The sequence below is a fragment of the Capnocytophaga sp. HP1101 genome, assembly GCF_054772415.1.
Map to the genome: position 1 here is coordinate 1 of NZ_BPUU01000001.1, position 13073 is coordinate 13073.

Below are 13073 nucleotides of genomic sequence, written 5' to 3' on the forward strand. Positions count from 1 at the left end.
GGGGGGGGTAATAGCTTGATTATCAATATACAACTGAAAGAAGACACCCAAGAGCTGGGTGAAGTAGTAGTAGTGGGCTATGGTACCCAAAAGAAAGAAAACCTTACTGGGGCAGTAGCAGCGGTAGACGCTAAGAAATTAGCCAGTCGCCCTGCCACAAGCATTACTAAAGCCCTGCAAGGTTCTGTAGCTGGGGTTACCGTTATTTCACGTCCTGGTGGTACCACTCTTAACATTCGTGGGCGTGGTAACTTAGGTAATTCCGACCCCCTCTATATTGTAGACGGTATAGAGGTAAGTAGTAATTTCTTCAATGCTATGAATCCTAATAGCATCGAAAACATCTCTTTCTTAAAAGACGCTTCCTCAGCAGCTATCTATGGGGCAAAAGCTGCTTATGGCGTAGTTTTAGTAACTACCAAATCCGCTAAAACAGGCGTGATGCAAATCAGTTATGAAGGCTCTACAGGGGTGCAAATGCCTACCTATTTGCCTAAAATGGTAAATTCAGCTGAATATGCCGAAATGTACCGCTTAGCCGAACGCAATACAGGAGTACCCGAATCCAATCTCACTTTTACCGATGAAATGATACAAAAGTATCGCGATGGCTCTGACCCCGACCATTATCCTAATACCAATTGGTTTGACCTTATTGTGCGTAAACAAAGCTTTGTGAACAAACATAACGTACAATTCTCAGGGGGCGTAGAAAAGTTCAAGTATCTTTTAGACGGAGGCTTCTTTAGAGAAGAAGGCTCTTCAAGAGGCGATGTAACCGACCGTTATAACTTGAACTCCAAAACCTCTTCCGATATTAAAAAGTGGCTTACCCTTACCTCTAATGTTAATTTTATCTACACCAAACACAATAATACCCGTGGCGGAATTAACTTCGTTGAGGCTTTACGCGTACCTCCCACCCAAGTAGCCAAACACTCTAACGGCGAATGGGGTAGCATTCGTAACGGACGACAAACAACTTCTGAAGAGACTAATGCAAACCCTTACCGCTCTTGGGCTGAAGGTGGTAGAAGTAGCTCCACAGCACGCCGCCTTTTAGGTTCTATCGCTGCCGAAGTGCGTCCTTTTGAAAAAGTAAAAGTTACGAATCAGTTCGCCTATAGTTATTACGACTATCGAGGTTTCTCTTTCGCTAACAGAAAAAAAGGTGTACCAAGCTTCTTAAATCCTGCTTCAGGAATTATTGCAGGTACAGCCTCCACTAATAACCAAATGGACTTAGATTGGTACTATTCCGATAAGTTTATCTATGACGGTTGGCTCAACTACGACCAAACTTTTAATGACCTACACGCCGTAACCCTAATGATAGGTGCTCACACCGATGTCTATTCTTTCAGACGCCTTACCGTAGGTCGTAAAAACTTCGCCAGCAATGATATGAACGACTTTTCTGGCGGGTCTTTAAAAGAAGTAGACCAAATACTTACTGATACAAAAGCAAATATTAATTATTACGAAGAAGAAAGTATCAATTCTTATTTTGGTAGGGTGGGGTATACATATGATCAACGATACCTTTTTGAAGCCAATTTCCGTGCCGATGCTTCTTCTCGCTTTGCCAAAAAAGGGCGTTGGGGTTACTTCCCTTCTTTCTCCGTAGGTTGGCGTTTAGACCAAGAAAAGTTTATGGAAAATGCTTCTTGGCTCGACGGACTCAAATTGAGAGCCTCTTGGGGCGAAAACGGTAATATCAAGAATATTGGGCTGTACGATACTTATTCTACTTACGATAGTGGTGGCACAGTTGTACTCGGTGGAGTCAGTGCTCCTACACTCACCGAAGGACGTATAGGAAACCAAGACCTTACTTGGGAAACTACAGCTTCTACCAATATAGGTCTTGACCTGAGCGTTGGTAAGGGTCTTTTTAACCTCACTGCCGATTTATATAACCGCCTAACAAAAGGTATCCTTATCCGTGCCAATGATATAATGGCCGAAACAGGATTATCAAAAGATCAAATTCCTGCACGCAATGTAGGTAAAGTGCGTAACAAGGGTATTGAGTTAGTGCTCTCTCATCACAAAGCTTTTGGCGATTTCAGCTATAACATTTCTTTAAACGGTACTTATAACCATAATGAAATTGTTGACTTAGGTGATAAAGTAGACCAATTACCTCCTGATGATCTTTGGATATACAAAAAAGGAGGCTCTATTGGCGATTTCTATATGTATGAAGCTGATGGGCTTTACTCTCCACAAAACATCACCGATGAGGACTTCGTTCCTCTCGGTAAGCAAGCTCCTCAAGAAGGTTTGATTCGTTATGTAGATATTAATAATGACGGGGTCATTGATGCCAAAGACCGTACTGTAGTAGGTAATGATGTACCTAAATACACCTACGGAGTAAACATAGAACTCAACTACAAAAACTTCTCTTTCTCTATAATGGGGCAAGGTATTCAAGGTGTAAAAGTATATCTAAGAAATGAAGCTTCACAAGCTTTCTTCGATAATTCTGTACCTCGCGAGTGGCAACGCGATAACTGGACACCCGAAAATCAAGGGGCTTCTTATCCTAAACTTTTTGTCCCTTCTGATGATCGGTATAAGTATAACACACAAACTTCATCTTTTTGGTTATTTAATGCCGATTATTTCAGAATTAAAAACATAACTCTTGGCTATACATTCCCCGATGATGTACAAAAGATATTGGGCGTAACCAATGCCCGTGTATATCTTTCAGGTGAAAACCTATTTACCTTTAGAGGTGATAAACGTATGAAAGATTTTGACCCCGAAGTAGCCAGTGGTCGTGGTTATTCTCTCGTGTTAAAAAGCTATATGGCTGGTTTGTCTTTCTCTTTCTAACCTATCATAACTATTAAATTTAAAGATAATGAAAAATATCATACAAAAATCATTTATTGCACTTGCCTTAATGGGTACAATGAGTTGTGGTGACGATTTCTTCGATAAAACGCCACAAGATTCGTTAGACCCCTCAAAAATAGATGATCAACTTTTTATAGGACTCCGTAATGGCATCTATCGTCACCTAAGTGATGGCTATGGCGGAATTTTCGAAGATGGGTATGCTGATAATGGTTATTCCCGAAATCTGTGGGATAGTAATGGTAGCTCTGTACAAGGAAATACACTTACATCATCGCAAGACTATGGTTATAATAGCTTTTACTCAGGAATACGTGCTTGTAATCAAGTTATTGAGCAAGTCGATAACTTCCAACAGATTTCAGCCGGTTTGCGCGAGAAATATAAAACTGAAGCTCGCGTAATGCGTGCGTGGATTTACGGAAATCTTACACTTTACTTTAATAACGTGCCTTTCGTAACCAGCGTTGCCAATGATTATCCCGATGGCTTATCCCAGACACCAGCCTCCGAAATCAGAACGTGGGTACTTAAAGAGTTAGACGAAGCCTTTGCTATATTGCCTCAAACTAACGACAAAGGCTGTTTTAATAAAGCGATGACCTATGCCATCAAAGCGCGTTTGGCATATTACTTCGGTAAATACGACCAAGCCGAAGCTGCAGCTCGATATGTAATTGATAACGGTGGTTATCGTTTGCATCAAGTAGCTGCACTTACCGCCGATATGGTAAAAGATGCCGAATACTTCAAAAAGTTTGTAGACTTTTCTGCTTACGGCATTAATGAAGACACCTTTATCAGAGGTATCTTCAATTACCAAGACATTTGGAAAGCTGATAATAGTCCCGAAACAATTATTGCTAAAGAATTTATAGCAAGTGAACGTGAAGGTAATTGGTTAAGAGTAACTGCCTTATTAACTCCTAATTTAGTGTCTAAATATGCTTGGGCTACTATTGTCCCTATCCAAGAATTAGTCGATGCCTACTGGACAACCGATGGTAAAACCAAGCCTACGCTCTCTACTATGGAGCAACGTATTACAGATTACAAAGCTCTTGCTGATGAAGTAAAAACACTGCAAGAAACAAACAAATCCACTTACAGTCAAGCAGTACATAGCATTGTGAACACCTTACCTAACAAAGCTTATATGACACAGTTTAAAAATAGAGATAGCCGTTTGTATGCTTCCATTATCTTCCCATTCTCCTCTGTAAGCAAATACCGTATGGACGAATACCAGCAGTATATCCCCGATGTGGTGAACTATGGTAAAAGCGGTTATGCTTTTAGAAAGATGAGTGGTGTTGATGATGTGGTACCTGTATGGGGCGACGCCTATTATACTACTGGAGTAGACTTCCCGCTCATTCGTCTAGCCGAAATGCTCCTTATCTATGCCGAAGCTCATACCCAAAATACTGGTTATGATGGCACCGTAGTAACTGAACTCAACAAGTTGCGCACTCGTGCAGGTATGCCCGAAGTTCCTACTGGGCTTTCTAAAAATGATGCTCTCGACTTTATCCGTAAAGAGCGCCGTATAGAATTAGCTGGTGAAGGTTTGCGCTTCTTCGATATCCGTTTATATGAAGACGAGACCCGCAACGGTGGTTTTAAAGGTACTGAAGCTGCCAGCGTAGTGATGAGAGGACAAATAAAAGACGTAGTAGGTAACCCAGGTGTTACCAAAACTTGGTCTGATCGCCTTATGTATATGCCTATCCCACTAACCGCTTTAGACAAGAACAAAAACGCTGGTATGAAACAAAACCCAGGATATTAATCAAGATTCCAATAACAGAAAAGGCTGTCCTAAAAGTTATTTTATTAGACAGCCTTTTCTTCTACTCATTTGTTAAAAGTTTAACAAAATAATTCTATAAAAGTTACGAAAATATTTGCTTTACAGCTTTTTTAGTCGTACATTTGCGCCAATTTAACAACCAATAGAAAGTTTTGGAAGTATGAAACGAAAAATCTTCTTATTACTCATAGCTCTCTGGGGCACCACCTCTTTGCTATGGGCTCAAAACAAACAAATTTCCGGTACAGTTACCGATGAGAATGGCACTCCCCTACCCGGTGTGAGTGTACAGATAAAATCAACTACCCGCGGGGTAGCCACTGATTTTGATGGTAAATATAGCATCGAAGCCTCACAAGGCAACGTGCTATTGTTCAGTTTTATGGGCTTTGCTTCTCAAGAAAAAACTGTAGGAAGCAAATCCTCTGTCATTAATGTGCAGCTCAAAGAAAATACTCAAGAGCTTGCTGAAGTAGTTGTCGTAGGCTATGGTTCCCAAAAGAAAGAAAACCTTACTGGGGCTATTGCTACAGTCGATGCTAAAGTGTTAGAAAGCCGCCCCCTTACCACCATTGGTCAAGGATTACAAGGGGTAATCCCTAACCTTAATATTACCGCTGGCAATGGGCGCCCTGGATCAGGTTCTTCTTTTAACATTCGAGGTTATACCTCACTTAACGGAGGCTCTCCTTTGGTATTAGTCGATGGTGTTCAAATGGACCCTAACCAAATCAACCCTAACGATGTAGAAAATGTTACCGTGTTAAAAGATGCTGCTTCTGCTGCTATATACGGAGGTCGTGCTGCTTTTGGGGTAGTGCTCATTACTACCAAAAAAGGTAAAAAAGAAACCCCTATGCAAATTAATATCTCTTCGGACTATTCCATCACTCGCCCTACTCGCTTGCCTGATTTGGTAAACTCTGTCGAGTACTTACAAATGTATATGGAAGCTGACCGTACAGGGCGTGCTACTGGTAGTGGAGTGGGCTCTCAAAACTTTACCGATACTGATCTCCAAAAAGCAAAAGAATACTTAGCAAATCCTACTCCCGCCAATTCGGTATATCTCGACCCTAACGATGCCCGTAAATATCGCTATGTAGGTAATACCAATTGGATAAAAGAAATGTACCCCGGTTGGGCATCACAAACTCAAAATAACATTTCGCTCTCAGGAGGTACCAATAGAACTACTTATTTAGCTTCGGTAGGAATGTTTACTCAAGACGGCTTATTCAAAAAAGCAAAACAAAACTTTGAACGCTATAACATTACACTAAACATTAACACCGATATCACCAAATGGCTGTCTCTTCACCTCAAATCAACAGTCAATCATAAAGATAACGACCAGCCCGCTAACGTAGGACGTGGATTCTCAGCAGAGCGTTTTGCTACTGACGTCAAACCTCTAATGCCTGTATACCATCCCGATGGACATTTCTCCGGACAAGGTAACTTCACCAATCCCTTTGCTGTAATAGCTACCGGCGCACGCGACACCTATAAGTCCGATGATATATGGATTACCAGTGGCTTTACACTCTCTCCTATAAAAAACGTGAAAATAGTAGGTGATTACATTTGGAACCCTTATCACATAAATAGCAAGCACAACGTGAAAATGTTTAAAGAATATGGCGCCCCTACCGATGGTACCAGTATTTATGACCCCGATAAGGCTACCGACTTAGGTTATTATCCTCACAACAATCCTGCTACCGTTTATGAAGGCAATAGCCACGACCTCTATAAGGCTGCTAATATCTATGCCCAATACGAAAATACTTTTGCTGATAAGCATTACTTCAAAGCAATGGTAGGCTACAACCAAGAGTCCAAACACAACGAATCGTTCAATGTGCAAGTGAAAAACTTAGTAAATCAAGACTACCCTTTCCTAAAGCTCAATAACGACGATAAGCCCAATGTTGGTAGCGGTATTTCCGACTGGGCACTGATAGGCTCTTTCTTCCGCTTAAACTATATATACAACCAAAAGTATTTGGTAGAAGTAAACGGTAGATATGATGGCTCTTCACGATTTAGCCGTGAAAATCGCTATGTATTTAGCCCTTCTGCCTCTTTAGGGTGGCGCATTTCAAAAGAAAAATTCTTTGAACCTATTACCAAGATAGTAAGTGATTTGAAATTCCGCGCTTCATATGGTAAATTGCCTAACCAGCAATTAAAATTACCTAATCAGCGAGAAGAAAATCTCTACCCTTACTTGCCTACTATGCCTTATGGTAATCAAACAGGTTATATCTTCGGTACTCAACAGTTACCCTATGTATCTGCCCCTGGTTTAGTAAGTAATGATTTTACTTGGGAAGAAGTTGCTACCCGTAACTTTGGTGCCGACTTTGGCTTTTTTAACAATCGTTTAACCGGTTCTTTTGATTACTTTATTCGTAACACTACCGGTATGCTCGTCAATGGCTTAGCACTACCTACTGTTTTAGGAGTAGGTGCTCCTCAACGCAACGCTGCTGATCTTGAAACTAAAGGTTTTACTTACTCTCGGTTGGCACGATGCCATAGGCGAAGATTTTAAATACGGCGTATCTTTCAACTTGGCTGATAGTCGCGCCTTTATTACTAAATATGACTTGAACCCTACTGGCAACCTAAACGATCATTATGTAAATAAAGAAATTGGTGAAATTTGGGGATATACCACTGAAGGTCTTTACCAAACTGATGCCGATGCCGCTCAGTTAGACAAATCTCAATTAGCCGGCTACAAGTGGTTGGCTGGTGATGTGAAGTACAAAGACCTCAACGGCGATGGTAAAATCAACTACGGTAAAAATACCTTAGATGACCACGGCGACTTGTCTATTATCGGTAACAATCAAGCTCGCTATACCTTTGGCTTAAATCTTAATGCCGAATATAAAGGCTTTGACTTTACCGCTTTCTTCCAAGGAGTTGGTAAACGCGATTATGTGCTGAACGATGTGTACTTCTGGGGTTTTAGTAATGCTAATGAGTGGTCTGTGCCTGCAACTAACCAATTAGACCACTGGACTCCTGAAAACCCCAATGTTTACTACCCTCGCTTGCGCTTCGGAGGTTGGGGAAATACACGAACCCAAACCCGCTATATGCAAGACGCTTCTTACATACGCCTAAAACAACTTACCTTAGGTTACACTCTGCCTAAAGACGTATTAACTAACATAGGCTTGCAAAACTTGCGCTTGTTCATCACAGGACAAAACCTTTGCGAATGGACAAAGCTCATCAAATCATACGACCCCGAGTTGCTTACTCAAGATTATCCTATCAACCGTGTGATTACCATTGGAGTTCAAGCCCGCTTCTAATTGATAATTAAAATTGTAATACAATGAAAAAATTATATAAACATATCGCATTTATAGGCATTGCAATCGCTTTATTAAGCCAAACAAGCTGTAAAAATGATGACTTCTTAGATAAGTATCCCCCTGATACTTTCACCGAAAAAAATTATTTTAATAGCGATGAAGATTTGAAAATTTTCGCTAACCGTTTTTATGGTAGCTTGCCTGTTCAATTCTTTTATGATGATAACAACTCCGACAATATGGTTCCTAAAAATATGAACTCCTTTTTAGCCGGCACTTACACCGTACCCGCTACCGGAGGTGGTTGGAGTATTAGCGACTGGAACGGCATATACAACTGTAATTTCTTCTTAGATAATTACAATCGTTCCACCGGTTCTAAAAAAGAAATATACGCTGCCGAAGTACGTTTTTTCCGCGCTTTATACTATTGGAATAAAGTACAAACTTTTGGTGACGTCCCTCTAATTCTCACTAAAGTAAACGAGGCTTCTCCTATTATTTTTGGCGCTCGCGTACCTCATAAGCAAGTAATGGATAAAGTAATGGAAGATATGAATTTTGCTATTCAATACTTACCTGAGAAAGCCCAAGCCGAAGCTGGACGATTGCACAAAGACGCTGCTTTAGCACTAAAATCACGTATTGCTTTATGGGAAGGTACTTATCGAAAATACCACGCTTTAGGCGATGAAACCTCTTGGTTACAAGCAGCTGTCGAAGCCTCTGAAAAACTTATCAACTCAGGCAAATATAGCATTTATAGCACCGGAAAACCTAATGAGGACTACCGTAATTTGTTTATTCAGCAAGACTTATCTCACAACTCCGAGGCTATCTTCCACCGTGCCTATATCAAAGGTACAGGTACTCACGGTTATACCCGTATAGCTGGTGAAAACAGTACTGGTTGTAGTAAGGACTTTATGGAATCCTACCTCTTTACTGATGGTTTACCCGTCGGTACTACCGCATTTACTTATGACGATACTACCCCTGCTTCCGAAGCTACGAACCGTGACCCTCGTTATACCCAAACTGTCGCTACTCCAGGCTTTGTGTGGACAGAAAACTCCGACCCTACCAAACGCCAAGTAGTAACACTTCCTGCGGTAGGTACTGGTCAAACCAGTACAGGATATTGGCTTATCAAAGGACGCTCCAGTGACCCCGAACAATGGATTGCTAACCAAAGTGATTTAGACCTTTTTGTCTTTCGCTATGCCGAAGTGCTACTGAACTTCGCCGAAGCTAAATACGAATTGGGGTCTCTTTCTCAAGCCGACTTGGATAAATCAATCAATAAGTTGCGTGACCGTGTCGCTATGCCACATCTTACCACTGCTGTTACTGCCGATACTCACGCTATTGATTACGGATACACCGTTACTCCTCTCTTGTACGAAATACGCCGTGAACGTCGCATCGAACTCATTGGTGAAGGTTTCCGCATTGAAGATATCAAACGCTGGAAAGCAGGAAAACTGATTGAAAATCCTAAAACTATACGTGGAATGAAACTCAATGCTGCCTTAAAAGCACAATATCCTGCCAACTCAGGCGTTAATAATTTACCAGTAGACAGTGATGATTATCTTATTATCTACCCTTCTATTACTGCAGGACATCGCACTTGGAACGATAAAATGTATCTATACCCACTGCCAATTGACCAAATACAATTAGTAAAATACACACAAAACCCAGGTTGGTAATTTATTCCTTATTTATAACACAAGAGGCTGTCTTAAAATCTTGACAGCCTCTTACTTTATTACTTTTTTAATCAATGAAAACACTTCACATTACCCTATGTAGCGCATTGCTTCTATTAGCATCGTGTAAAACAGCTGTTACTACACCTGCCTCTCCAGTACAGATGACTGTAACCAATAATGCTCATATTACTCTTAACAAAGATACTTATCATTTTTATCTCAATCAAACTACTGAAAAAGAACTCTACATCTCAAACCACGACCAAACCAATCCTAAAAAAGTAGGGCTTTATCTCGAAAACTTGCACAATGTAGTAATTGACGGTAGCGGTAGCGAGTGGCTTTTTCACGGCACTATCTTGCCTGTGGTAGTGAAAAACTGTAGCAATATCACTCTCAAAAACTTCTCTATTGATTTTGCGAACCCTCATTTGCGTCAGTTACACATTACCGAAGTAGATAGCCTTCACAATAGCGTAAAAGCACGACTCTACCCCGAAGGTAACTACAAAATCAAAGACGGTAAACTTTTCTTTACCGGTGAAGATTATGAAGAAACTCCCTTTGGTGGTATGATTTTTAGAGCTGATAAACGCTTGGCTTACAAGCGTGCCGATGTGCGCTTTAACCCTACTCGCATCACCGAAATAGCTCCTAATGAGTTCTTCATCAAAGGCTTAGGAGCTAACCCTTATTTAGAAAAAGACGAACGTTTTGTATTGCGCACCTATAGCCGTCCTACCCCCGCTATTTTCGTGACTGAAAGCAAGAACATTAAGTTAGAGAACATCACCGTGCACAACACTCACGGTATGGGACTCTTGGCACAACTCACCGAAAATATAAGCCTCAACCGCTTTCGCGTAGCTTTAAAAGAAGGCTCACAGCGCTATTACACCACCCAAGCCGATGCCACTCACTTCTCGGGTTGCAAAGGTCTCATACGTTCCGAAAACGGCTTGTACGAAGGTATGGCTGACGATGCTATCAACGTGCACGGTACTTATTTGAAAGTCATTGCGCGTGAAGGCGAACGTACTATCAAAGCACAGTATATGCACAACCAATCGTGGGGATTCCTTTGGGGCAACATAGGTGATAAAGTGCAGTTCATAGCCTCCAAAACAATGGATGTTATCGGCGACAAAACCTACCGCATTCAAGCCATTAAAGCCGTTGATAAACCTACTGAGTTCGGCGCTAAAATATTTGAAATCACCTTTAACGAAGCCCTACCTACCGAAGTAAACCCCGATACCCCTTGCGGAGTAGAAAACCTTACTTGGACGCCCGAAGTGATTTTCAAAAACAATATAGTGCGCAACAATCGAGCACGTGGGGCGCTGTTCAGTACTCCTAAAAAAGTAGTCTGCACCGATAATACCTTTGACCATACTCACGGCACTGCTATTCTGCTATGTGGCGATTGCAACGGCTGGTACGAAACAGGTGCTTGCCATAATGTAGTGATTAAAAACAACCATTTTATCAATGCGCTTACCGCCAATTATCAGTTTACGAACGCTATTATTTCTATCTATCCTGAAATTCCTAACTTAGAAGCACAACAAAAGTACTTCCATTCCAATATTCGTATTGAAAACAACGTGTTTGAAACCTTCGATGAACCTATTTTGTACGCCAAATCAGTCGAAAATCTCATTTATCGCAATAATAAGATTATCAAAAATCAAGAGTTCAAACCCTTTCACTGGAATAAAGAACGCTTTAAGTTAGAACGTACTAAGAATGTAAAGATTGACTAATACACTCTACACTTTGCCAAAGTTTAAAACTTTGGCAAAGTTAAATTTTATAATCACTCACTTCCCTTTCCCTAAAAACTATTTTACATCTTACTATTTTTTAGATTTATTCCCCTCCACCATATGTCTACCTCCTACTATTTCTTATAGACCTATGCATAAAAACTGTTAAAAACACCATTTTACTGCTTTTTATTCAATAAAGTTAAAACCACTTTCTACCTATTGATATTCAATTCTCTAACACCTTTCCTTCGTCTTACCTTCGCCTTAGGTTCGTCTTACCTTCGCTCTTCCTTCGGTCAAACTCCAAGAATGGTATTCCTAATATTTTACTGACAAACAATACTTTAACTTTTTTGACACTACAAAAGAGTATCAAGTATTCTATTTTAAAAACATTAAATTATTCGCAGTGTTTTAAGAATCATTAACATTTTTTCTTACAAATATTTGCTCATCATAATACAACCTTATTTTTAGCTTGCCTTCCCTAATAGTCATTTTCTAGATTTACTTATAAATTACAGTCTCCTTTACCTCACACATTCCCACCCAAAGAGGAGGATAGGAGGAGGTTTGTAATAAATTAGTTAATTCAACTCTTTGATTTTAGTTATAACTCTTTATAATACAAGCTAATACCATTCCTTTTTACAGTTTCAGTTCCATAAAAAGTAAGAAAATCGGAAATAGTTTTATATCTTTGCATATTCAAAAATAATTATCATTAAAAAACATACTATGGAAGATAAAACAATTTTCACTGAAACCTATAAGGTGCGCAGTACACAAGTGAATCTTAACAATCAGCTCGGGTTATATGGCGTATTGGGTATGTTGCAAGACATTGCAGCCGAACACGCCTCTCTTTTAGGGTTCGGTTATGAAGAATTAGTAAAAAAGGGGTTCTTTTGGGCTCTCATACAGCAAAAACTTAAAATGTATTACTGGCCACAATGGAATGAACGCATCACCGTTAAAACGTGGTCTTTGCCCGTAAAAGGTGTGTACGCTTTCCGTGAGTTCGAGCTTTTCTGTAACGACCAAAAAATAGGCGAATGCGCAAGTACTTGGATTACTTTAGATATCCAATCACGTCGCCCCATCGAGCTCACTGATCGACAAGAAATCTTTTCTCCCCGTACCGAAGGCGGACTCTCTTTCCATACCGACCGTATCAACCTGCCCGAAGGTATGTATCAGGTCAATGATTTTAAAGTGCGTGTAAGTGATTTAGACGTCAATTCACACGTGAATAACGTAAAATACACCCAGTGGGCTCTCGATATGATGACAGAGCGCAACCACCGCAAATTTGTTATCAAAGAGTATGACATCAATTTCCTATCCGAAACTTTTATGGGAGATGAGATGCAAGGATTTAAAAGCAAAGGTAAATATATTGACGAGGCTCATAACTTAGTAGAAACTTATCTCTATGCCCAAAAAATAGATGCTCCTAAACCAGCCTTCATCGCTCGCTGGATTGCCGAACGAATCTAAACGATTTATACTTTTAATAAAAAACCCCTGCGAAGTTCCTTCGCAGGGGTTTTATTTATTG

Annotated in this window: 7 protein-coding genes; all 7 read left to right on the forward strand. The window is 40.4% G+C overall.

Annotation, left to right across the window (positions count from 1 at the left end):
• Positions 1–2847, forward strand: a 2847-nt coding sequence (locus RCZ04_RS00005; RefSeq protein ID WP_460483878.1) for a SusC/RagA family TonB-linked outer membrane protein, incomplete at its 5' end; no start/stop codon positions are given.
• Positions 2848–2875: 28 nt separating this feature from the next.
• Positions 2876–4663 carry a RagB/SusD family nutrient uptake outer membrane protein gene (locus RCZ04_RS00010; RefSeq protein WP_460483879.1) on the forward strand — a complete coding sequence of 596 codons (1788 nt, stop codon included), beginning with the start codon at positions 2876–2878 and terminating at the stop codon, positions 4661–4663.
• Between the two features lie 181 nt (positions 4664–4844).
• On the forward strand, positions 4845–7244 hold the full coding sequence (locus tag RCZ04_RS00015) for a SusC/RagA family TonB-linked outer membrane protein (RefSeq protein WP_460483880.1): 2400 nt from the start codon (positions 4845–4847) through the stop codon (positions 7242–7244).
• Entirely contained in the window at positions 7186–8019 is an 834-nt protein-coding gene (locus RCZ04_RS00020) for a hypothetical protein (protein WP_460483881.1), read from the forward strand. Before RCZ04_RS00015 ends, RCZ04_RS00020 begins: the two co-directional genes overlap by 59 nt.
• Before the next feature lie 23 nt (positions 8020–8042).
• Positions 8043–9737, forward strand: coding sequence for a RagB/SusD family nutrient uptake outer membrane protein (locus tag RCZ04_RS00025; protein ID WP_460483882.1), 1695 nt, complete (start codon positions 8043–8045; stop codon positions 9735–9737).
• 74 nt (positions 9738–9811) lie between these two features.
• The gene (locus tag RCZ04_RS00030) at positions 9812–11506 is read left to right on the forward strand and encodes an alpha-1,3-galactosidase-related protein (RefSeq protein ID WP_460483883.1); all 1695 of its coding nucleotides are present in this window, start codon (positions 9812–9814) and stop codon (positions 11504–11506) included.
• 744 nt (positions 11507–12250) lie between these two features.
• Entirely contained in the window at positions 12251–13012 is a 762-nt protein-coding gene (locus RCZ04_RS00035; protein ID WP_460483884.1) for an acyl-[acyl-carrier-protein] thioesterase, read from the forward strand.
• Positions 13013–13073 lie beyond the last annotated feature (61 nt).

Excerpts from the sequence above, each read along its gene's own strand:
- RCZ04_RS00035 (WP_460483884.1), top strand. The coding sequence starts at position 12,251 with ATGGAAGATAAAACAATTTTCACTGAAACCTATAAGGTGCGCAGTACA.
- RCZ04_RS00015 (WP_460483880.1), top strand. The coding sequence starts at position 4,845 with ATGAAACGAAAAATCTTCTTATTACTCATAGCTCTCTGGGGCACCACC.
- RCZ04_RS00030 (WP_460483883.1), top strand. The coding sequence starts at position 9,812 with ATGAAAACACTTCACATTACCCTATGTAGCGCATTGCTTCTATTAGCA.
- RCZ04_RS00010 (WP_460483879.1), top strand. The coding sequence starts at position 2,876 with ATGAAAAATATCATACAAAAATCATTTATTGCACTTGCCTTAATGGGT.
- RCZ04_RS00025 (WP_460483882.1), top strand. The coding sequence starts at position 8,043 with ATGAAAAAATTATATAAACATATCGCATTTATAGGCATTGCAATCGCT.